Source organism: Spiroplasma endosymbiont of Lariophagus distinguendus (assembly GCF_023846195.1).
Taxonomy (GTDB): domain Bacteria; phylum Bacillota_I; class Bacilli_A; order Mycoplasmatales; family VBWQ01; genus Spiroplasma_E.
This window is the reverse complement of record NZ_JALMUW010000009.1, coordinates 1-22915: the sequence shown is the minus strand read 5'-3', so window position 1 is coordinate 22915 and position 22915 is coordinate 1. Positions and strand designations below refer to the sequence as shown.

Genomic DNA, 22915 nt, shown 5'->3' with positions numbered 1-22915 from the left:
ATTTTTAAAATTATTTAATGATTTTAAAGTAGGTTACTATTATTATATTTATATAACATCAACATATACTTTAAAATTGAAGTAATGCTCATATTTTATCTCAAATTCTTTATACAAGGGAGTCTAATAATTTTTAAATAAGTATAATTTGTTATGCAAGTTTTTTATAAACTTTTATATTTTTTCTAATTTTTTAAATATTAATTTTATAATCAAAAACTTAGTTAAACACTTATGGGACAAGATGTGATAGTGTGAATCTTGTATTCTTATTCTAACACATAATATTTGAAACTTCTTCTTTTTGGAAATTATTATTAATTGTAATAAAAAACTTTAGTATTAGCGATAATTATTAATTAAAAGCATTTTTTACTATAAATTAATTATAAAATAGATTATTAAAATTATAGTATTTTGACTTTAATAAGAGTAAAAAAACTAATTTTATGAAAAATAAATAAATTTTGTAAAACAAAAAATAATATGTACAATATAATTATTAAGTTTAATATAAGTTTTTAACCCATTGCTTTTTTTAAGTAAATGGGTTTATTAATAAAAAAAATAAGAGGTAAAGAAGAATGATAAATGATTTAGTTAATATAAATAAGTTTATAAAAACTTTAAATACAAATAATATTAATAGTATAGATTTGATGCAACAATATTATTATCATGAAATAAGAGAAAATATAGAAATATATAATGAATTAATTGAAAAATTAGACAATATTTTTTCATTATTTAATATAACTATAGAAGAAGAACAAAAATATAACAATTTTTTTATTTTTTTAAAAGAAGAAATAATAAAAACTAAGAAAAAATATCAGGAAAATTATAAATATGAAATAGAACAAATTGCCAAAATTTTAGATCAAAATCAACAGACTATTGATAATTATTTAGTAGTCAATAATAAATATAGTATTATTATTGCAAGTTTAAATAATAAAAAAATTACTAAATGAAAAAATAATTTTTTAAAAATTATTACTTTTGGTTTTTGAGATTGAAATAAAAAAATAACAGTTCAACAAGAAGAATTAGAAAATTATAAAATTAATAATGAAGAATTGATAAAAGGGAAAGAATTAGAAAATGAAAAACTAAAACAAGAAAAAACTACTATTTTGATTGAAAAACTAAAGAAAAATATGTTTGAAATAACTAGTGTTCTTGCAGAAGTTGACATTTTAGAAGAAGAATTTAAAAAAATGCTCAGTGAAAAAGCTAATAATGAACCTGAATGTGAAATTGCAGAGGAAGCAATTGAAGTACTAAGTAAAAAAAGAAGTTCATTTTGTTCACAAGATAGTGGTTTTGATTCAAATGCAAGTAGCGATAGTGAAGAATCTTCTTATCCAGAAAAATTAAATCCATTTATTAATGATGATGATGTAAGTTCTCAATCAACCAGTATTTTTAGTAAACCAATTTTGCCAAAAATGTAAATAGATAAATATAGTTATTAAAATAATTGTTAATTTTAATAATTAAATATTAATAAATAAATTATTTAAATACTTACATCAGTAAGTGTTTTTAATAGAAAAACTTATCGGACTTCTCCCCACATGTACTTGTGGAGGAAACAATGAAATTGAATGAGTTCAACAATACTTTTCAAACAGAACAAGATTGTTTGAAATATATAGTAAGTTTGAAGGAAAATAAATGTATCAGGTGTTATTGAACAAATTTGAATACTTCTTGATTTAAGAAGAATAAGATGTTTGAAATGTCATCAAAACATTTAGTATTCTTTCATGGCACCATTTTTTACAAGTCAGTCACTTGAAATCTTGGTTTTATCTCATCTTTAGATGAATAAACACCAAACATGGAATTCCATCAACTGATGTTGCAAAAGAATTGGGGTAACTTTGAAATCCGTTTAGCATCAATATCATAATCCAGCCAACGTAGCAGTATATTATTAGTTATTGTTGAGGCATAGTGCAAATGGATGAAATGTATCTTTCACATATGGGTTTTAAAAAACAAGGAAGATCCTTGGTGAATAAAACCTTGATTGTTGGTATTTATGAAAAAACAACCAATAAATTAATTGTGAAAGTAGCTTGAAAAATGCAAAAGTGAACATCTAGAATAAAGTAGACACAGAATTGTAACCTTTGTGTTAAAAATACTTTAAGGAAGGTGTTCATTTTTTTATGGCTAAATGATTATCAAAAGAAGAAAAGTTAAAAATAATAAAAATAAGTAAAATTAAAACAATTGATAAAACCGCATTAGGAGTATGTATTGGTCGATCATCAATAAAAGAATGAATTAAAGCATATAAATTATTAGGTGAAAAAGGTTGTGAATATGGCAATGGAATTCGTGCTAAAAACCAAAAGAACAGGTCGATCTAAATTCCAACTTTTAATGACATGACAAAAACAAGAATTAATTGAATATATTAGGCAATGAATGATATAAAAGTATTTAGAAAAATCGACAAAAAGAAGAAATATTTTTTGTGATTTTCTCCTTGAAGAAAAAATATCAGATTAGTTATTTATGTTGATTGCTAAATGTTTCAAAAATCAGGATATTATGGGCAATTAAGAATGGAATGAATGAATTTAATAAATGAGAGAGATATATTTTGGCTAATATAATTAAAAATATTTTTTATGAATTTCAAGAAATTTATGGTTATAAAATGATAACTTTTTATGTGAATTAATAAAATTTATAATTTAAAAATTAAAATTTCGCTGTATAGATATATGAGAAATATGGTTTAAAAGCCAAAGTTCGCATAAGAAATTTGATTATAGAACTAAATCAGGTGTTTAAGATATGATAATTTTATTAAAACGTGATTTTTCAACCACCGATTTAAATCAAAATTAGGGAAATGATGAGCAACTACTTGCCAACTACCGGTGTTCATATTATTTATCAATTGTTAAAGATTTTCATAATAATGAAATATTAGATTATAAAATAAGCTTCCGCTTTAGATATGACATTTGTTGTCCAAAATATTATTCAGCTTGAGTTAATGCTCAAAAACCTAATTCATGAATTTTAATCAGATCAAGGATTTCACTACAAATCCTTCACATAAAACTTATGTGATGAATTAAAAATAAAATTTCAATGTCTAGAAGAGGTAATTTTGTGATAATGGTGCTACTGAATCTTGATTTGGAACAATGAAAACAGAATTTTTATATCAAATTCCAAGAAAAAATAGAACTATTGAATGAATACAAGACAACTTACCTAAATATATTTACTTTTATAATAACCATCGACCTCAAATCAAATTAAAAGGAATGAGTCCAATCGAATATCGATTAGCTCATTCCAAATTAACAAATAATTACTTCATACCTATAAATTTAACACTTACAAATACTATTTTATAAAATTTAATAAAAGGTTACTTTTATTGTCCACTTTTCTTGACAAGTTCAAAAGTAAAAATCTTTTGCAGTTTGCAAGAAACCACATTTCTTCAAAGTGTCATGTACATACTGATTTTTGAAAAGGATATTGCGATTTTAAATCGGTTTTCACTAAGCATGAAACAGTCAATCATCAAGATAGCTATGTTTCAAAAACTGGTGTAAATACCAACCAAATTGAATCAGTTTGAAAACATATAAGAAGAACATTTAAAACACATATCAAAGTTGCAAAACATCATGTTCATTTATATGCAAAAGAAGCTGCATATAAATTCAATAAGATACCTAGTTTTGAAATTGTAATGCTATGTTTGATTTAAAAATGTGGGGAGAAGTCCGTAGATAGGCTTTTCTCAGCATTTATGTGATAAAATTTAAAAATAGTACATAAAGGGAGAAAAGCCAAACTTATTTATTTAGAAAAAATATGTAACTTAGTAAAAATAAAGAAATTATTATTTTAAAATCTTTTTATCTGTTAAGTATTTTAACTTGACATCATTATGTGAATAAGATATTATTAAAAAGGTTTATTTGCCACAAATTAATAGAAGGAGGTAATTTATGGTTAAATTACGCTTAATACCAACAGGAAAAAGTAAATCAGTGCAACCTAGTTACAGAATTGTTGCGATTGATGCAAGAACAAAACTTAATGGTAGATATATTGATAAATTAGGTACTTATAATCCAACAAGCAAAGAAAAACAAGTAACTATTGATGAAGTAAAAGCATTAAAATTTTTATCAAATGGTGCTCAACCAACAGAAACTGTTCGTAGTTTATTATCAGCAGAAGGAATTATGACTAAATTTCATAATTTAAGACAAGAGAGAAAAAGTAGCAAACCTAAAAAAATAACAAAAAAAGTTACTGTAAAAAATAAAAAAACTGCTACTACTGATTCTATTAAAAAAGAAGAAGCACCCGCTACTTAATATTAAAATATGCTACAAGTGATTAATTAATATGTATGTAACATTGTTAGAACGTTTAATTGAACCAATTTTACTTGATAAAATTTGTGAAGTTGAGATTCGCGAATTAGTAGAAAAAAATCACTATGATTTAATATTAATGGTACCAAAATCATTAATATCAGTATTGATTGGTAAAAAAGGAAATACTATTCGTGCATTATCAACAATTATTGAAAGCAAAGCATATTTAGAAAACAATACTATTAAATTAGTAATTAATGAGTTTTAAGATGAAATATTTAGAGTTAGGTACTATTGTTAATACTCATGGTCTTATTGGTGAAGTTAAGGTTTTATGTAATTATTATGGTAATAAATTTTCATGAAAAGAAAAAACAACAGTTTATTTAGAAGAAACTAAACAACTAACACCTTTAATTATTTCAAGAGTAAGAAATCATAAGCAGTTTTTATTATTAACATTTGAAAATTATAATACTATTGAGTTAGTAGAAGGTATGAAAAATAAAAATTTAGTTATTAATACTGAAGAAATAATTAATGACAACTTACCTTGATTTTATGAAGATATTCTAAATTATGAAGCATTTGATGCTAATAATAATGCTTTTTTAGGAAAAGTTATTGCTTTCTTAGATAATAATCATCAAGGTTTATGAGAAATAAAAATGACTAATAAAAAAACCTTTTTTATTCCTAATAATAAAGTATTTATTAATAAAATTAATAAAGAAGAACAAAAAGTTTATTTTAATATTATTGAAGGATTAATTAATAATGACTAAAAACCAATTCACAATTATAACTTTATTTCCCAATGCTTTTAATGATTTTATGCAAACATCAATCATCAAACGAGCTATTACTAAAAAACAAATTAGCATTGATATTATTGATATTAGAAGTTTTGCTAATAATAAACACCAACAAGTTGATGATGCTCCTTATGGTGGTGGCAATGGTATGGTTTTACAAGCAATGCCAGTAATTAATGCTATTAATAGCGTAAAACTTAAATATCCTGAGGCTAAAACAATTTTACTTAGTCCACAAGGTCAACAATGAAATCAACAATTAGCTTATAAATATAGTCAAAAAAATATTAATTATATTTTAGTTTGTGGTCATTACGAAGGTATTGATGAACGCATTATGTCTTATATTGATGAAGAGATTTCAATTGGTGATTATGTATTAACTGGTGGTGAATTACCAGCAATGGTTATTATTGATTGTATTACTAGGTTAATTCCTAATGTTATTCAACATCAATCTCATCTTAATGATTCTTTTAATAACTCATTATTGGATTATCCAACATATACAAGACCAGAAGAAGTACTAGGTATGAAAGTTCCAGAAGTTTTAATTGGTGGTCACCATGAAAAGATAGCAGAATATCGTCATCAACAAGCATTAATTAATACTTATAAAAAAAGAATTGATTTATTTAAAAAATATCAATTATCTGCAAAAGATAAAATAATAATTGAAGAATATAAATCTTCAGTTAAAAAAAATAAACGAAAGGAGAAATAAAACATGCAAAATGCAATTATTAAATTAGTTAGCGAAAGTCAACTAAATCATAATCTTCCTAATTTTAAATCTGGAGATACAATCCAAGTTTTTTCTAAAATTAAAGAAGAAAAAAAAGAACGTATTCAAATGTTTGAAGGAGTAGTTATTGCTCGCAAAGGTTCAGGAATTACGCAAAATGTTATTGTTCGTAAAACTGTTGGTGGTAAAGGTGTCGAAAAAACATTTGCTTTACATTCACCATTAATTGATAAAATTAACGTTATTCGTAAGGGTAAAGTAAGAAGAGCACGTATTTTCTACTTACGTAAATTAAGCGGTAAAGCTGCTAGAATTAAAGAAATTAAAACAGTAAAACCCGTTAAATAATAATTAAACCACCGTTATTAAAATCAATGGTGGTTTTCTAAATTGATATAAAATAATAATAAAATGTATTAAAGGAGTTAAAAAAATGCCTAATGAAAGTACCCATAATCAAATTCATTGATTCCCTGGTCATATGATGAAAGCCATTAAAGCAATTGAAACTAAGTTACCAATTATTGATGTTGCAATTGAAGTTTTAGATGCACGAGCACCATTAGCAACAAAAAGTACTTTATTAGATCGTTTATTAGAGAAAAAAATAAGAATTATTGTTCTTAACAAAGTTGATTTAGCAGATGATAATTTTACTAAAGAATGAGTTACTTTTTTTGAAAGTCAAGGTTTTTCTGTTTTATTGGCAAAATCATTAACTACAAAAATGAAACCGCAGTTGTTAAATTTAATTACTAAATTAATGGAACCACAAATGGAAAAAGAATTGGCAAAAGGTATTGTTAATCCAAAAATTAAGGTATTAATTATGGGATTACCAAATACGGGTAAATCAACATTTATCAATAATTTATTACAACGTAAAGTAACACAAACTGCTAATATACCTGGTGTTACTAGAGGTCAACAATGAATTAAATTAAATCCAACGATTGATTTGTTAGATAGTCCTGGTATTTTACCACCAAAAATGAATGATCAAAAAGTAGTAATGATTTTAGCTTTAATTAAAGCAATTCCTGTTAAACATTTATTTTTAGAAGAAATGGCTAATTTTGCTTTAACATTTTTACTTGAGAATTATTATGAAAGATTAGTAAAATATTATAATATTAATTTTGAAATTAAAAATATTAATGATGAAACATTATTTCTTTATTTTAAGAAATTAGCACAAAAATATCATTTAAAATTGGCTAATGATGAAGATAATACTCATCGTGCCATGAATTTATTTATTAATGATTTACAAGTAGGGAAACTAGGATTAATTTCATTTGAAATACCACCTAAGATTTTAAAACATGAAAAGTAGTTTACGATACGAAATTGATAATTATTCATCAGGAACATTAATTGCTGGTTTTGATGAAGTGGGAAGGGGAGCTATTGCAGGACCAATTGTTGTTGCAAGCGTTATTCTTAAACCAAACTTTAATCATCCTTTAATTAAAGATTCAAAACAATTATCAGCAAAACAACGAATAGCAATGTATCAAATTATAATTGATAATGCACTAACAGTTGCTGTTAGTATTAAAAGTCATCAATTTGTTAATATTCATAATCCTAAGCAGACTAGTATTTTAGCAATGATAGAAGCATTTAATAAATTAAAAATAGTACCTGATGTGTGTTTAGTTGATTTTGAAAAACCGCAATTTCCTAATTTTCTAGGAAAAGTTGAAGCAATAGTTAAAGGTGATCAAAAATCACTTAATATTGCTAGCGCTTCGATTATTGCTAAAGTAGTAAGAGATAAAATTATGATTGATTATGATACTCAATATCCTAATTATGGGTTTAAAAATCATAAAGGGTATTATACAAAAAATCATCAGATAGCATTACAAAATTATGGTATTTGTGATATTCATCGTATTAGTTGTGCGCCCGTTAAAAAATATAGCGGAATTATATAATAGAGAAACTTTTATTATTACTATTATTTACTGGTAATAAGTTATTATCTAATTTATTTATATCTGTTGCTAATATTTTATTATTTTGAATATTAAAAATTTCTTTAATTGGTTTAGTTCCTTGATTTATCAAAATATTTTTAAATGATTGAAGTCCATGTTTTTGTAAATTCTTTTCTAATTGGCTTGTAGGTGTTGTAATATTATAGGCAACTTCTAAATAAAAGAATCTTTTTTGAAAATCATGGTCAAAATCTTGATATTTTTTATAGATTTTTTCTATTTTATTTATTATATTTTTATTTAATATTTTTTGAAAGGCATTATTGTTAATAATGCCTTTGCTAATATTTTCTAATAAATAGTGTAGTGGAAATAATTCAGTAGAATAACTAGTAACATTTTTATATGGTAATAATAAGTCATTGATTATTTCTTGGCTTTTCTCCCTTTATGTACTATTTTTAAATTTTATCACATAAATGCTGAGAAAAGCCTATCTACGGACTTCTCCCCACATTTTTAAATCAAACATAGCATTACAATTTCAAAACTAGGTATCTTATTGAATTTATATGCAGCTTCTTTTGCATATAAATGAACATGATGTTTTGCAACTTTGATATGTGTTTTAAATGTTCTTCTTATATGTTTTCAAACTGATTCAATTTGGTTGGTATTTACACCAGTTTTTGAAACATAGCTATCTTGATGATTGACTGTTTCATGCTTAGTGAAAACCGATTTAAAATCGCAATATCCTTTTCAAAAATCAGTATGTACATGACACTTTGAAGAAATGTGGTTTCTTGCAAACTGCAAAAGATTTTTACTTTTTGCATTTTTCAATACTTTCACAATTAATTTATTGGTTGTTTTTTCATAAATACCAACAATCAAGGTTTTATTCACCAAGGATCTTCCTTGTTTTTTAAAACCCATATGTGAAAGATACATTTCATCCATTTGCACTATGCCCTCAACAATAAATTGTGATTCTTGTTTGGCAATACAAGTTCTGATTTTATGACCCATTCTTCAAGCAGTTTTCAAAGTTACCCCCAATTCTTTTGCAACATCAGTTGATGGAATTCCATGTTTGGTGTTTATTCATCTAAAGATGAGATAAAACCAAGATTTCAAAGGTATTTGTGACTTGTAAAAAATGGTGCCATGAAGAATACTAAATGTTTGATGACATTTCAAACATCTTATTCTTCTTAAATCAGAAGTATTCAAATTTGTTCAATAACACCTGATACATTTATTTTCCTTCAAACTTACTATATATTTCAAACAATCTTGTTCTGTTTGAAAAGTATTGTTGAACTCATTCAATTTCATTGTTTCCTCCACAAGTACATGTGGGGAGAAGTCCGTATTTCTTTTTTAATATTGTATTTTTGTCTAATTTTATTAGAAGTTTTAATTATATTTATTTTAAAACAAAATTTATTATCTTTATTATCAATTACTAACATAGTTGAAAATATTTCTTTATATATTTTTTTTAATATTTTATTTTTCCTTTTTTATTTGGATATTTAATTTAATAAAAATCCTAATATAGAAAAATAGCTATATTAAGTATATACATTTATTAAATTAGAATAATTATATCTAAAAATATGAAATAATACTATTTATTTTTACTATTTATTTTTTATTATTGCTTTTCTTAATAATTATGGACAAATCTTATTGAGATTTTTAATTTAATTTTTTTGAAATAAACTTATATGTTTATTAAATTTTCTAGTTCTGTTATAATTAAACTATATTAATTTAAAGTAAAATAGTTTTTAATTTATAATTTAAGATAGTCAGGGGAATTATAATGACAAAGAGATTCGGTTATAATTTACTAGCATTTGTATATTTTTCAAATCAACGTCGCGGTACTGCTAAATTAGTTTTGAAAAAAAGTACATGTAAACGTATTATTAAAATTTACAAATAAGTGATAAGGTAAGATTATTATCTAATTTTTTAAGTAGTAATATTGTTTCTAAAATTTCAGCTTTAGCAGAAGAATCTTCAATGCCATATACTTTGATTGATGAAATAGTTTTTGTTATTCTTGAACAATGAGAACTATTTTTACAATGAAGTAAAAAAATAACAAATGCTCTTATTATTACTGTTAATAAAAATCTAGAATTTAGCGCTGATTGAGTAGGTAATGAGAATATTTTTGCAGAGTTAATAACCGAATATACTATTAATTATAAAGAATTGGGAATGAACACCATTATTTTTAATAATGGTTTTTCTTACGAAAGAGATGGTATTAAGTATAGTGCTAATGGTATTGCTAAAATTATTTTAACACCATGTTTATGAAAACAATTAGATAAATTAAATAATAGTTTTGAGATATTGCAATATTTAAGGAATGAACAAATATTTTGTTATCTTTCTTTAGAGCCAAATTCTGATAAAATTTTAAATTATGCTTTTGAACAATTGGCAGTTTTAATTTTTAATAATAAAAAATATGTTAATGATGCTTTTCTTAAGTTTAAAGTAGGTGTTGTTTTAGAATTTGAAGCAGTAGTGCATGAACAATTTCAATTAAAACAAAGGTAATGTTTAGTAATCTGTGTGACTTACAAAAATAACTATGTTTAATTAGTTCTAGTAAATATAATTAAATGACTAGAAAGAGTGAGTTACAGATGGCTAAAAAAGATAACTTTAATAATAATGATCCAATATCAAAAGCAGTAGATTTATTATTAGAAAATACTGAAGATTTAACAACAGTTTTTAAGAGGGAGGATTATATAAAGAATTAACAAAAGATTAGTAGAAAAGATGTTGAATTCTGAAATCAAAATTATTTAGGACATGAAAATCAACGTAGTAATAGTGGATAATATTCGTATGGTACAACTTCAAAAAATTAATAACTCAACAAGGTAAAATTGAAATTGATGTACCCAGGGATCGCAATATGATTTTACTCATAAAGTTAAAAAGACAAAGAAAGGATTTGATGGTTTTGATCAACAAGTTCTTTCATTATATGCAAAGAATGACTTTATCAGATATTAGAATCACTACAAGAGTTATATCATGGGTGCGATATTAGTGAAAGTGTTATTAGTCAAATTACTGATGATGTTATTGATGATGTAAAAGCATGGAAAATCGACCATTAGATAGTGTTTATCCGATTGTTTATTTTGATTGTATAGTAGTTAAAGTACGACAAGATAAAGGATTATTAATAAATCAGTTTATATAGCTTAGGATTGATTTAGAAGGCAAAGATTTAGGTTTATGAATTAGTAATGAAGGCGCTAAATTTTGACTTGCTAATTTTACAGAAATGAAAAATCGAGGCTTAAATGATATTCTTATTGCTTGTAGTGATAATTTAACAGGAATGTCAACAATACAATCAGTTTATCCTAAAACAGAACATCAATTATGCATTGTTCATCAAATCAGAAATAGTTTAAAATATGTCTCATATAAGCATAGAAAATCACTAGTTGCAGATTTAAAACCAATTTATACTGCGTGTAGTGAAGAACAAGCAATGCAAGCTTTAGAATCATTTGAAAATAAATGAAATAAACAACGGACTTCTCCCCACATGTACTTGTGGAGGAAACAATGAAATTGAATGAGTTCAACAATACTTTTCAAACAGAACAAGATTGTTTGAAATATATAGTAAGTTTGAAGGAAAATAAATGTATCAGGTGTTATTGAACAAATTTGAATACTTCTGATTTAAGAAGAATAAAGATGTTTGAAATGTCATCAAACATTTAGTATTCTTCATGGCACCATTTTTTACAAGTCACAATACCTTTGAAATCTGGTTTTATCTCATCTTTATGAATAAACACCAAACATGGAATTCCATCAACTGATGTTGCAAAAGAATTGGGGTAACTTTGAAAACTGCTTGAAGAATGGGTCATAAAATCAGAACTTGATTGCCAAACAAGAATTTATTGTTGAGGCATATGCAAATGATAAATGTATCTTTCACATATGGGTTTTAAAAAACAAGAAGATCCTTGGTGAATAAAACCTTGATTGTTGGTATTTATGAAAAAACAACAATAAATTAATTGTGAAAGTATTGAAAAATGCAAAAAAGTAAAAATCTTTGCAGTTTGCAAGAAACCACATTTCTTCAAAAGTGTCATGTACATACTGATTTTGAAAAGGATATTACGATTTTTAAATCGGTTTTCACTAAACATGAAACAGTCAATCATCAAGATATTATGTTTCAAAAACTGGTGTAAATACCAACCAAATTGAATCAGTTTGAAAACATATAAAGAAGAACATTTAAACACATATCAAAGTTGCAAAACATCATGTTCATTTATATGCAAAAGAAGCTGCATATAAATTCAATAAGATACCTAGTTTTGAAATTGTAATGCTATGTTTGATTTAAAAATGTGGGGAGAAGTCCGTAGATAGGCTTTTCTCAGCATTTATGTGATAAAATTTAAAAATAGTACATAAAGGGAGAAAAGCCTAAACAATATCCTCAAATTGCTAAATCTTGATATAAAAATTGAGATAATTTAATGGTTTTTATTAGTTATCCAGCAGAAATCAAAAGTGATTTATACAACAAAATGCTATTGAATCTGTTAATAGTCAATTACGAAAAGTCATCAGAAATAAAAAAGTTTTTCCTAATGATATGGCAGTTTTCAAAATATTTTACTTAGCAATTGAAAATATAATAAAAAAATGAACAATGCCCATTCAAAATTGAAATACAGCAATTGCTCATTTTATGATAAAATTTGAAGAAAGAATTAATCTGAACTAGTAACTTTGTAAAAGAAAGAAACACAGATTATTAAAAAGCCTCTATTAATTGTTTATTCTTATTATTATTGTTGACTTTAAAGAAATAGTTTCTTGGTTTTTTACTAAAGCAATAGAAAGTGTTAGTTCATCTCCGTCTGTTAAATTATTTGGACGAGGGAATGCTCCCCTTCTTTCAAAACTTATAACATTAAATTTTGCTTTTCAACCAACTAATTGTTCAAAGTTATTAAATTTAATAGCTTTTTCAGTTCTGCTTTTGCTTATTAATGGTACTTCTGTTTTATCTTTTAATCATTTATTAACAGTTTCTTCTAATTTATAACCCGCTTGGAAATACTCAATAGAACTTCCTTCATAAACAAATTCATTATAACTTAACTTAGCAGGACTATCACTTGCAAAAATATTAAATAAAGCATCAGTTCCAGTCATTACTTTTACTGTATATTTATCCCCTAAATTTGTTTTACCATCTTCTTTAAAGAATTGTAAATTATATGTCCCATCACCAACTACAAGTTTTTCATCATCATTTGGTTCTACAAATTTACTAGTAGAAACTTTTATATTAGATATTTTATTTTTAATTTTAGCAACTTCCGCTGCATCAAAAGTACCATCTTCAGGTGTTGTTCCTGATGTTAATTTCTGTTGTAAAACAGATTTTAAAAAATAGAAACTGTCTTTATCTTTAGCTTTGGCTTGACCAGTAGTTGCCTCTTTTTCTAATAATTTAGTAACCAAAATATCGGAATTATCAATTAAGAAAAAGGATGTATCTTTTTCTCAATCAAGTCTAATAGTTTTTAAACCGTTTCCTTCATCATTTGTTAAACCTAAATTTATTGATACTTGATCTAGTAATATTTTTACCTGATCTTCTTTGTTGTTACCACAAGCTATAACAGTAGTTACTGGTACTGTTGTTATGACACTAGCACCTAATAACTTTAATAATGTTCTCATATTCCTCATTTTTCTCTTAACCTCCTCAGTTAAATCTAGAATAGATGTGAGAAATTATCTTCAATAATCTTATGTAAAACATATTATTTTAAATAACTCACTAACACTATTATAATACATAAAAAAAATTTTATGGTTTTTTTACATCTTTAAGAGTGTATTTATAAATTATTAATAGTAAAATTAAATAAAAAACACTTATAATTTTAATTTTTAATATAATCAAAATATATTAAAAATATTTAAGATTTTAATTAAAAATTAAAATTATATTAGTATTTATTGTTATAAAGTAATATCTGAAAAAAATAAAAATAATAAAGTATAATATTTCTATAAATAAAAAAATATAAGTTTTTGACCTATTGTTTAAGTTTTAAGCAAGTAGGTTTTTTATTTTGAAAGGGGAAAAATATGAATTTAAAATTTTTACTATCTGAAATAAAAGTGTCATTATCGGATAAAAATTTCCCTTTAGTTATCGAGTAAAAATTTCCCAAAAGTGAAGTTATTATTTTATACTACCAAATATTTAATTTAAAAAATCTCTAATTAGAGATTTTTATTTTTTTAATACTAAACCCTATAAAATTTTAAACCGTTTGTTTATGAGCAAATTTGGTGACCTAAAATTGATTTTAAAGATATAATAGATTGCAACAGCAATCTCTCGTTTTTACATTTGCGATGAACTTGGTTTATATCCACTTATTGAAGGTTGATTTTGTAAATCTATCGAATTTATTGATTCTCCAATACCTTCATCATCAAAAGAGTTTAGACTTATTTCTTCAAAACCATCAGTTTTTATGTTTTCTCTTTCTAAAAATAATTTGTCTCTAGAAACATCATGATATAATGTTTTAACTATGTCTGACAATGTTTTTAAACGTTTTTCAAAAATAGTGTCTTCTATTTGTATTTTTAGTGATTTAATTTTAAATTCACCAAATCAATTTTCATATTGATTTAATTTAAGAATTCTATGATTTTTATCTTGAAAATAATCATCTAATACTTTCTTTCATATTTTATTTTCTAGATTTCGTATTTCTCTATCTTCTTTTGATAAAAAAATTTCATTTTTATCATTATTTTTTAGTAATTCACATCTTTTTAATTCTAAATCTTTAACTTTTTCTAAATGTTCTTCTTTAATCAAATTTAATGCTTTAATTTTTTTCTTTTTTTCTTTCATTATATTTTCATATTTTTCCATTAACTTTTCATTTCTTTTTTCGGTTGCTTTTTGATATTTTTTTGCAATTTGATTTTTTGAATTTACTTTTTTTCTAATTTTTTTATCTAATTCTTCTAATATATTTAATATTTTTTCTTCTTCAAGAAATTCAAAATTATAATTTAAATTATAATTTTTATTATATAATTCCATATATTCTGAATTTTTTATTTCTTCTTTTTCAATTTTTTGTTTGAAAAGATTCATTCAATCATTTATTTCTTCTGAATTAACTAATTCTAATATTTTTTCTGTATTCATATATTTTTTCATACCTCTTCTTATTTTATTTCAATTTTATAAAAAAACCCATTTACTTTAAAATAAAGTAAATGGGTTAAAAACTTATATTTAATTTTTCATAATTTATAACAAATTTTATAAATTATACAATCTTTTTTTAAAAAAAATAGAAAAAGTCCTCAAATAAAAATTTGGAACTAAATTTTTTAGAAGTTATTTGAAATTTGTTTTTATTTGACAGTTTAACTTTCCAAAATAATTTACTTTTTTGATAAATATTTTTGGGAAATTTTCACTCGATATTGACATATCTGAAATAAAAGTTGATTATAAAGAAATTATAGAAATTTTTAGAAAAATAGAAGCAAAAAAGGAAAATATTAAATCATTATGAGATGAATTAAGTAAGTATAAACAGCAATTACAGAAAGAAAAAAGTGATGATAATATTAACCAAAAATTATTAATTATTTATAAAGTTTCTGCTTTTGTTGAAGAAATGTTTTTAAATTCTTATCAATCAACAGAATATGATCCTGCTACTAGAAAAATAATTAGAGACAGTAAAATGGGTGAAAATTTTGTAAATGATTGAAATAATATTAATAAAATATTAGAACAAATTTTTTTTTACCAGAAGATGAAGTTGTAGAAATTTCAGAATTAGCAGATGATCAATTAAGTCTACTAAATAATGAACAAACGCAAACAAATCGTGAAAGTGAATGTTTTCCCAAACGATGTTTAATTTTATAAAAATGAAATAAAAATTAAAAAACTTTTCTCTAATTAGAGAAAAGTTTTAATTAACATAGTGCTTTAAATTTTACTAAAATATTGATTGAGGTAATAAAGTTCCAATACTTAACATTATTAAGGCAAAGACAGTAATACCAATAGTATATGGTCAGATTGCTCGATAAAAACTTGTTAGGGGAACTTTAGCAATGGCAAGTCCTGCCATCATTACACCTGCACTTGGTGCAAATAAATTAATTCAACCACTAGCCATAACAAAAGTAGTAATCATTCCTGAACCTAATCCTAAAGGAATTACTATTTTTGAAACAATAGGGAAAACAGCTTTTGCAAATCCTGATGTTGAAGGAATAACAAAGGCAATCAAAAGAAAAGCAAAAAAACCAATAATAACAATAGCAAATCTTGGCAATTTATCAATACTTTGCAATTGACCAACAACAACATGTTGCATTCCTGAATGTTGTAATGATCAGCCAATTCCACCAGCAACAGCAATTATTAAAGCAACACCTAATAATTCTGAAGAACCACTAATAAAATTACGAACATATTGTTCTTCGCCTTTTCAATCAATTGCTGCAATGATAATTGAAACAAAGAAAAATAAGAAAGCTAACATTTCAATATTTCAGTCACCAAATGCATTAATTTGACTTGTGAAATATGGAAAATATTTAATTAATGTATTGTGAAAATCATCAAAAATAGTTGTTCCTGTAATTTTACCTCATGGAATAATACAAAGCACCATAATTAAAAATGTTAATCCAAATAGTGCTAAAATAATTTTACGACGTTTAGTAAATTCAGGTATTTCTTCTTTATTAATAAATTCTTCATGATGCTCACTATGTAAGTGAAAAACAACTGATTTTTCAGGATTACGTTTAACACGGATTGCATATCACATAACAAAAGCAATAGTACCGATAGTTGCTAAAAATCAACAAATTAAACGTCAGATGATTCCATCACCCGGATTTAAACCACTAGCTTGTGAAGCTGTGGCAATAGCAAAGGGATTAAGTGTTGAAAACATAACACCAACACCAGCACCCAATAAAATCATTAATACAGCTGTAACAACATCAAAACCAGCAGCTAACATTGCTGGAATAATAATTAAATAGTAAGGAATAGTTTCTTCACACATTCCTTCAACTGTTCCACCAATCGATAGGATAGTCATAATTGAAGGAATAATTCAAATTTCTTTTCCGTTTAGACGTTTAACTAAACGACCAATTCCTGCATCTAGTGCACCTGATTTCATGACTATGCCAATATATCCACCAATTACTAAAACAAAAACAATAATATCACTGCTACCAATGAAACCTTTAATTGGAGCCAAAAATAAGTCCATGATACCTAATGGCCCACCGTCTTGTCAGGGGTTATCAGTGCTTACAGGCTTTGATTCATCTTCTAATCATTTACCTGTTGTTCCTGGAATCCAAGAAATAATAATAATTAGAGCAATAATAAAGAATAAGACTGTAATTGCTGTTGGCATTTTAAATGGAAATAAACGAAATTTTTTCTTTTTGGTAATTCCCATATATGATTAATACCTCCTTCTTTATTTTTTTAAAAGTATTATTATATAATACACTATTTATCATGTAGAATAAAAGATGTTTAAGCTTATTTTTTAAAATAACTTATTAAAAAAGTAGTATTTTTATTTAAGTAACATTATTATAATAATAGTTTTTAAAAAAATGTTATTTTTTTATTAGTATTATTTGAAAATTTAATTAAATATTAGTAGTATTTTAAAATAAAATTAGTTATTATAAATTACATATATTTTTTTATTTTTTTGATTTTATTGACTATTTCATTAATTAATGAAATCACTTTAAAGGTATATAATTATTATAATTGAAAGGAGAATATTATGTTAAAACTTTTTAAGAAAAAAGAAAGGACAAATCATAAATTAACTTTATCAGAATTAGTCTGGTTTGGTTTTAATTATACTGTTGGAATTACTTTTACTGCTAACTTTGCAATTTTAATTAATAAAGATAGTTTAAATTTAGGTTCTCATATGATTTGAATTTTTTTAGTAGAAGGATTAATTGCAGGAACTTGTGCTTGAGCTTTCTCAAGACTTTCAAGAGTACATCCGGGTAATAATGGTGCTGCTTATATTTATGTTAGAAGTAGTTATGGTCGCTTCTGAGGTTGATTAATTTCTTTTTTACAGTATGCTACTTTACCTGTTATAGTTAGTTCACAAATTGTATCAATGATTAGAATTAACTTTACTGATCCATCTTCTTTTTTATATGCTAATTGAGGAGTATGACAACATTTAGGATTAGATTTGATTGGAATTCTAATTTATGGTTTAGCTTCTTGTGTATTATTTTTAGGAATGGCTGCATTTAAAAAATTTGTGAATATTTCTAGTTATTTAAAATGAGGAACAACTTTTTTATTAATCATAGCAACTATTATATTATTTGTGATGGCAGGAACTTCAAATTGAGATATGACTACTTCTCATCAACAATTAACTGCTAATAACTTTTCACAAGCTTTTGCCATGTGTTTCTTTTTCTTTTTAGGATTTGAAACCTATTCAACAATTGGTAAAAATGTTAGAAATCCTGAAAAAAATATTAGTCGTTCATTAGTTATTGTTATGATTTTATCTACTATTTTTTATATGGCAGTAACAATCCTTATGATTGGTGCTGTTGCTGGTAATTTTTCAGATAATCCCAACTTAAGTATTTTTAAAATTTTAGGTGATAAAGCTCATGCACAATGATTAGGAATAATTGGTATCCTTGTAATGTTAATTTGTACTATTTCATTAAAGTCTAATGCTGGAATGCAAAATGCTTTATATAGTGGTGCTATTTTAGAACCATTATCTGTTGAGGGGTATATTTCACCTAAATATAAAGAATTATCAAAAGATAACATTCCATTTAAAGCTTCTAGATTAAATTTAGTTATTACTTTTTCTTCAGCTTTTGTATGATTAATTTTACCTGATATTATTGGAGTAATAGTTGATACGTTGCATCCTGTTTATAAGGATGGACAATTAGTTTTAAGTTCGATTGTTAATTATGGAACATTAACTGCTGAAGCCGGTATTATTATGGTTATTATTTATGTTTTTGTACTTTCCATTGCAATTAAACTGTCTATAGAAAAGAAATTGAAAAAAAATATTTTTGAAATTATTATTTGACTTGCAGCAACACTTTTCTTAGTTTGACAATTTGAAGAATGATTAAGATCTTTAATCAATGGTTTAATTTCGGGTGCAAGTCTTATTGGTAAAGGTGGAACTGATACTACAAAAGGAATATCTGATATAACTTCTAATGTTTTACAATTAATTTATTTAATTGCTAGCATTGCGTTTGCTCTAATTTGATACTTTGCTTATTATAAGCCAATGCAAAGAAAAAGAATGCTTACAAATCCTAAATTACAAGAAGAATTGGATAGCGAATTTAGAGTGAAAGATGATTGACCTTTTGTTGCAAAAAATCTACAAAATGAAATTGAAAATTATTTAGTACGTAATGTTTTAATTAATGGTGATGATAAAAACCCTAATTATACAATTGCTAAAAATGTACGTAAAGAATTATTGATGTCAGAAGGCGAATGGCGTGAAGACGAAGAATAAAAAAAGTTTAAAAATGTATTGGTTATTATAACTAATACATTTTTAGTATTTATTATTTTTGATAAATTTTTATAGTAATATTAAAGGTGTTAATAATGAATATTTTTTTATATTATTATAAAGTATATTGATGGTAGAAAGTAAAATATGATGTATAATGTTAATTGGATTCATTTCAATATTATGTTTAGAAGTAATTCTAAATTGTGGTTATTGTATTTGTAGTTCAAAAGTCATATTATTGGAGGTACTATATATGAATATGAAAAATATATTAAGATTAATGGGTGCATTAACATTAACAACAGCAGCTACTACTTCAGTTGTTGCTTGTGGTGATAAAGCTGGTGTAGCCATGAACGTAGAAGTATCAAAACAATTAGGGTTAACAGATGAAAAAGGAGAAGGTGTACAAACAGCTTCACTTGATACAACTGTCAAGGATAATGTTAGTTGAGCTGTTGCTGAAGCATCAGCAATTAAAGCTAGTAAATTATTAGGAGAGGGAGATAAAGCGGCAAATCAATCATGTTTTGATTTTATTGCTAATGTATTAAAAGTTAAACCAAAAGAGGGAACTACTTTTGCTGATGGAGTTTTTGATAAAGCTGTATTAGACGCAATAACTGCTGAAGTTACTAATATTAAACCAGAATTAGCTAAAATGGATGATAGTAAAGATTATGCTATTACTGGTGGTACTTTTAACTTCCAATTTAAAAAAGGTGAAGAGGCACTTGGTGATGTTTATGGCATTAAGTTAAAAGCTGATAAAACAAAAGGTGTTATTGCTGCTGGTCTTGCTGCAATAGCTGGTAAAATTGAAATAGTAGATACTGATGTTGTTACAAATTCAAATATTTTATTTGTAAAAGATGGAAATATTCCACCAGGTGCTAAACAAGGAGCAGCAATAAGTATTGTTGATAAAACAGATAATGGAAAACAATTTATGGCTTTAAATACGTTAACTGGCTTAAAAATTTCTGCGCAAATGGAATCGACTGATGCTGAAGGAACATGAGCAGAAGGTAAAAAATTAGAAATAAGTTATAAAACAGGTGATGTTAATTTTGATCCTACTACTGTAAAAACTACATTAACAGTTGCATAATTTTATAAAATAAAAATAATATTATTACTCCTTTTAATTTAAAAGGAGTAATTTATTTTTAAAAAATGTTTATTTTTCATATTTTTAAACATTATAAACATATAGTATATAATAAATATTGGAGAACTTATTATACGATGTTATATTAAAAAAAGTAACTAAGTTATTGATTTATAGTTATTATAATAAGTTTAAAGAATATTATTGGAGGTATATCTGAATATGAAAAATATATTAAGATTAATGGGTGCCCTTGCATTAACAGTAGGAGCAACTCCTTCAGTTGTTGCGTGCGGTAATAATGGTTCAAATATTCCTAATAATCCGCAATTAAATGGGAAATATGCAGAATTATTAGGATGATATAGTGATGAAAATACAAGTATAATTGATGAAGTAATAAATTTTGATAATCTTGGAACTTGTATTATCACTGCTGACTCTACTAATCTTATTAAAGATAATTTGTTTAAAGAAAAGTTATTAGTTGAAGGTTCTACTGATGGTAAATGGAAAGCAAAAGATGCTGATGCTGCAACCTTTTTAAGGGAATTGGGATTTACATCTGGTAATCAAGATAATGATTATTCAGAATCCGATGTTGATGCTATTACCAATTTAATTGTAACAATTAAAACTGCTGCTCCAGGTGAAATATCAGTTGCTGACACAACTGACTTTAAAGTAGCGGATGGTATTTGTCAAATTGATATTATGAGTAGCAAAACTGCTGCTAAGCTTGTTAAATCTTATAATATTAATATAAAGGCAGCAAATTTAAATGTTTCAAAGGTAATAACAAGTAATATTATAAAAGAACCTTTAACTGATTTAAAACTAACTGCTGATCAAGGATTCAAGGCCGATCAGCCAACTTCTGGTTTTAAATTAGAGTTTACTGATGAATTAAACAAAACAAAGTTTGAGTCTTTACTTAAAGTATTAAATACATCTTTTACAACTCATTTTTTTAGTTCACCTACCGGCACAGAAGAAATAAAAACTTTTAATGATGGTGAACTCGCATTTTTACAGTTACATTTTGATAGTGTTATTCTTGAAAAAAAATGGCTGTTGGAACTCCAGGCAAATAATAAATTTTCTAATTAATATAAATTAAATTTAAATCTATAATAAAATAATATATTTTATTATAGATTTACTTTATTTCTAAATAATTTAGTTGTAAAATTAAATAAGAACTAATACTTGATTTTTTAAATCTCTTTTCATTTATTTAAATTGAAAAAGGATTTATTTTATTTAAAGGTGGTAATCAAATGGCAAACAAATCATATTATGTTAATGATAACAATCAATTAAAAAATTATAAATTAGAAAAATATAAAATTGATAATGATTTAAAAATTTTATATAAAGTAACAACAACTTATAATGATACTGAACCTAAAATTTTAAAAGCATTACCAATTGAAGAGTTGGATAATAATACTATTGATTCTTTTTTTATGTTGATCAAACAAAATCAATGTGATAATTTTGCTGTATATTATGAAAATAATTATGATATTAAAAAAATTAATGATTTGATTACTAATCAAGAACTAAATTTTACATTTGAACAATTAGATTTTTTAAAGCAATTTTTTATTAGTATTAAAAATGTTGCTATTACTATATTTGATATGCGTATTAAGCCAATTATAAATAATACTGTTGATAGTAATAGTAGTAATAATGGTATTAGTAATACTTTTCAATCTAAACCACGAATTTTAAATTAATATTTTTTTCAAAATAATTTTAGAAAAAAATATCAAAATAAAAACTAAATATTACTTAATTATAATTAGGTTTTACTGATTAAATATTCCCATATTATCATTTTTATCTCATGATCCAATTCTATTTGTAATAATTTTTATACCTTGGCCTTGTGATAAAGTTTTAAAAAATTGATTAATTTCTTCAAAATGTTCAATTATTATTGAAATTGCTGTAGTATAATCTGATTCTAAAATACCACCAGCAAACCCAGTCTCATCTTTTTTAGTAAAATCGATAATAATGTTATAAAATAATTTTTGAAAATTACTTTGATTTTCATCATTATATATTTGTTCCATATTCAAAAAAATATCATAACTAATTTTTATAATTATTCAATCGTGAGCAGCAAAACGATATGTTACTTCAAATTGATTTTCATCATTGAATGTTTGTTTATTATAAATTTCTTTAAAATTCATTTCATTAACTAAGCATTTA

General features: G+C 24.6%; 28 protein-coding genes and 2 pseudogenes. 23 read left to right on the top strand and 7 right to left on the bottom strand.

Annotated features, from left to right (window positions below):
* Positions 1–584: 584 nt before the first annotated feature.
* From M0D11_RS01705 to rnhB, 12 genes are all read left to right on the top strand, one after another.
* Positions 585–1457, top strand: a complete 873-nt coding sequence (locus tag M0D11_RS01705; RefSeq protein ID WP_252319438.1) for a hypothetical protein — start codon at positions 585–587, stop codon at positions 1455–1457.
* 505 nt (positions 1458–1962) lie between these two features.
* A complete protein-coding gene (locus tag M0D11_RS01700) occupies positions 1963–2124 on the top strand; it encodes a hypothetical protein (protein WP_252319436.1) in 162 nt (53 codons plus the stop codon).
* Positions 2125–2180: 56 nt separating this feature from the next.
* Positions 2181–2384 (top strand): hypothetical protein, encoded by a 204-nt coding sequence (locus M0D11_RS01695; protein WP_252319434.1) that lies wholly within the window; start codon positions 2181–2183, stop codon positions 2382–2384.
* 792 nt (positions 2385–3176) lie between these two features.
* Positions 3177–3392: an IS3 family transposase gene (locus M0D11_RS01690; RefSeq protein WP_252319432.1), complete on the top strand. Its 216-nt coding sequence runs from the start codon at positions 3177–3179 to the stop codon at positions 3390–3392.
* A gap of 23 nt (positions 3393–3415) precedes the next feature.
* Positions 3416–3754 carry a transposase gene (locus M0D11_RS01685; RefSeq protein ID WP_252319425.1) on the top strand — a complete coding sequence of 113 codons (339 nt, stop codon included), beginning with the start codon at positions 3416–3418 and terminating at the stop codon, positions 3752–3754.
* A 244-nt stretch (positions 3755–3998) separates the two neighbouring features.
* A complete protein-coding gene (rpsP, locus tag M0D11_RS07140) occupies positions 3999–4373 on the top strand; it encodes a 30S ribosomal protein S16 (RefSeq protein ID WP_308699597.1) in 375 nt (124 codons plus the stop codon).
* 31 nt (positions 4374–4404) lie between these two features.
* A complete protein-coding gene (locus M0D11_RS01675; protein ID WP_174481612.1) occupies positions 4405–4644 on the top strand; it encodes a KH domain-containing protein in 240 nt (79 codons plus the stop codon).
* Between the two features lies 1 nt (position 4645).
* Positions 4646–5161 (top strand): ribosome maturation factor RimM, encoded by a 516-nt coding sequence (gene rimM, locus M0D11_RS01670; RefSeq protein WP_252319423.1) that lies wholly within the window; start codon positions 4646–4648, stop codon positions 5159–5161.
* Positions 5154–5915, top strand: a complete 762-nt coding sequence (gene trmD, locus M0D11_RS01665) for a tRNA (guanosine(37)-N1)-methyltransferase TrmD (RefSeq protein ID WP_252319421.1) — start codon at positions 5154–5156, stop codon at positions 5913–5915. Before rimM ends, trmD begins: the two co-directional genes overlap by 8 nt.
* A gap of 3 nt (positions 5916–5918) precedes the next feature.
* On the top strand, positions 5919–6284 hold the full coding sequence (gene rplS, locus M0D11_RS01660; protein ID WP_252319419.1) for a 50S ribosomal protein L19: 366 nt from the start codon (positions 5919–5921) through the stop codon (positions 6282–6284).
* An 85-nt stretch (positions 6285–6369) separates the two neighbouring features.
* Complete coding sequence (gene ylqF, locus M0D11_RS01655) at positions 6370–7272, top strand: ribosome biogenesis GTPase YlqF (RefSeq protein ID WP_252319417.1); 903 nt, start codon at positions 6370–6372, stop codon at positions 7270–7272.
* Complete coding sequence (gene rnhB, locus M0D11_RS01650; protein WP_252319415.1) at positions 7262–7879, top strand: ribonuclease HII; 618 nt, start codon at positions 7262–7264, stop codon at positions 7877–7879. Before ylqF ends, rnhB begins: the two co-directional genes overlap by 11 nt.
* On the opposite strand, the gene M0D11_RS01645 is transcribed toward rnhB, so the two are convergent.
* The 3 genes from M0D11_RS01645 to M0D11_RS01635 all read right to left on the bottom strand — a co-directional run bounded on the left by M0D11_RS01645 (position 7872) and on the right by M0D11_RS01635 (position 9360).
* Positions 7872–8012: a hypothetical protein gene (locus M0D11_RS01645; protein WP_252319413.1), complete on the bottom strand. Its 141-nt coding sequence runs from the start codon at positions 8010–8012 to the stop codon at positions 7872–7874. The genes rnhB and M0D11_RS01645 overlap by 8 nt on opposite strands.
* A gap of 389 nt (positions 8013–8401) precedes the next feature.
* A complete protein-coding gene (locus M0D11_RS01640; RefSeq protein ID WP_252318950.1) occupies positions 8402–9022 on the bottom strand; it encodes an IS1595 family transposase in 621 nt (206 codons plus the stop codon).
* Positions 9023–9162: 140 nt separating this feature from the next.
* Entirely contained in the window at positions 9163–9360 is a 198-nt protein-coding gene (locus M0D11_RS01635; protein ID WP_252319411.1) for a hypothetical protein, read from the bottom strand.
* Between the two features lie 356 nt (positions 9361–9716).
* On the opposite strand from M0D11_RS01635, the gene M0D11_RS06685 reads away from it, so the two are divergent.
* The 6 genes and pseudogenes from M0D11_RS06685 to M0D11_RS07525 all read left to right on the top strand — a co-directional run.
* Positions 9717–9839 (top strand): hypothetical protein, encoded by a 123-nt coding sequence (locus tag M0D11_RS06685; RefSeq protein ID WP_256468349.1) that lies wholly within the window; start codon positions 9717–9719, stop codon positions 9837–9839.
* Between the two features lie 80 nt (positions 9840–9919).
* Positions 9920–10468 carry a hypothetical protein gene (locus M0D11_RS01630; RefSeq protein ID WP_252319409.1) on the top strand — a complete coding sequence of 183 codons (549 nt, stop codon included), beginning with the start codon at positions 9920–9922 and terminating at the stop codon, positions 10466–10468.
* Between the two features lie 89 nt (positions 10469–10557).
* Positions 10558–11507: pseudogene (locus M0D11_RS07530) on the top strand (IS256 family transposase); the annotation flags it as partial.
* Positions 11508–11673: 166 nt separating this feature from the next.
* Complete coding sequence (locus M0D11_RS01615; protein WP_252319396.1) at positions 11674–11901, top strand: hypothetical protein; 228 nt, start codon at positions 11674–11676, stop codon at positions 11899–11901.
* Positions 11902–11988: 87 nt separating this feature from the next.
* On the top strand, positions 11989–12150 hold the full coding sequence (locus M0D11_RS01610) for a hypothetical protein (protein ID WP_252319394.1): 162 nt from the start codon (positions 11989–11991) through the stop codon (positions 12148–12150).
* A gap of 243 nt (positions 12151–12393) precedes the next feature.
* A pseudogene (locus M0D11_RS07525) lies at positions 12394–12695 on the top strand (transposase); the annotation flags it as partial.
* A gap of 44 nt (positions 12696–12739) precedes the next feature.
* Here the strand turns inward: M0D11_RS07525 and M0D11_RS01605 are convergent.
* Both M0D11_RS01605 and M0D11_RS01600 read right to left on the bottom strand, forming a co-directional pair.
* Entirely contained in the window at positions 12740–13672 is a 933-nt protein-coding gene (locus M0D11_RS01605) for a hypothetical protein (RefSeq protein WP_252319392.1), read from the bottom strand.
* Positions 13673–14339: 667 nt separating this feature from the next.
* Positions 14340–15164 carry a hypothetical protein gene (locus M0D11_RS01600; protein WP_252319312.1) on the bottom strand — a complete coding sequence of 275 codons (825 nt, stop codon included), beginning with the start codon at positions 15162–15164 and terminating at the stop codon, positions 14340–14342.
* Positions 15165–15414: 250 nt separating this feature from the next.
* Here M0D11_RS01600 and M0D11_RS01595 point away from each other — a divergent pair, with 250 nt between their 5' ends.
* Positions 15415–15798 carry a hypothetical protein gene (locus M0D11_RS01595; protein ID WP_252319390.1) on the top strand — a complete coding sequence of 128 codons (384 nt, stop codon included), beginning with the start codon at positions 15415–15417 and terminating at the stop codon, positions 15796–15798.
* 177 nt (positions 15799–15975) lie between these two features.
* Here M0D11_RS01595 and M0D11_RS01590 read toward each other — a convergent pair whose 3' ends face one another.
* The gene (locus M0D11_RS01590) at positions 15976–17469 is read right to left on the bottom strand and encodes a YfcC family protein (protein ID WP_252319388.1); all 1494 of its coding nucleotides are present in this window, start codon (positions 17467–17469) and stop codon (positions 15976–15978) included.
* A gap of 342 nt (positions 17470–17811) precedes the next feature.
* Here M0D11_RS01590 and M0D11_RS01585 point away from each other — a divergent pair, with 342 nt between their 5' ends.
* From M0D11_RS01585 to M0D11_RS01570, 4 genes are all read left to right on the top strand, one after another.
* Positions 17812–19572 carry an APC family permease gene (locus tag M0D11_RS01585; RefSeq protein ID WP_252319387.1) on the top strand — a complete coding sequence of 587 codons (1761 nt, stop codon included), beginning with the start codon at positions 17812–17814 and terminating at the stop codon, positions 19570–19572.
* 256 nt (positions 19573–19828) lie between these two features.
* Positions 19829–20686, top strand: a complete 858-nt coding sequence (locus tag M0D11_RS01580) for a hypothetical protein (protein ID WP_252319386.1) — start codon at positions 19829–19831, stop codon at positions 20684–20686.
* A 222-nt stretch (positions 20687–20908) separates the two neighbouring features.
* Positions 20909–21796 (top strand): hypothetical protein, encoded by an 888-nt coding sequence (locus M0D11_RS01575; protein WP_252319385.1) that lies wholly within the window; start codon positions 20909–20911, stop codon positions 21794–21796.
* A 170-nt stretch (positions 21797–21966) separates the two neighbouring features.
* A complete protein-coding gene (locus M0D11_RS01570; protein ID WP_252319384.1) occupies positions 21967–22431 on the top strand; it encodes a hypothetical protein in 465 nt (154 codons plus the stop codon).
* A gap of 72 nt (positions 22432–22503) precedes the next feature.
* On the opposite strand, the gene M0D11_RS01565 is transcribed toward M0D11_RS01570, so the two are convergent.
* The coding region (locus M0D11_RS01565; protein WP_252319383.1) for a hypothetical protein at positions 22504–22915 on the bottom strand (412 nt) is incomplete at its 5' end.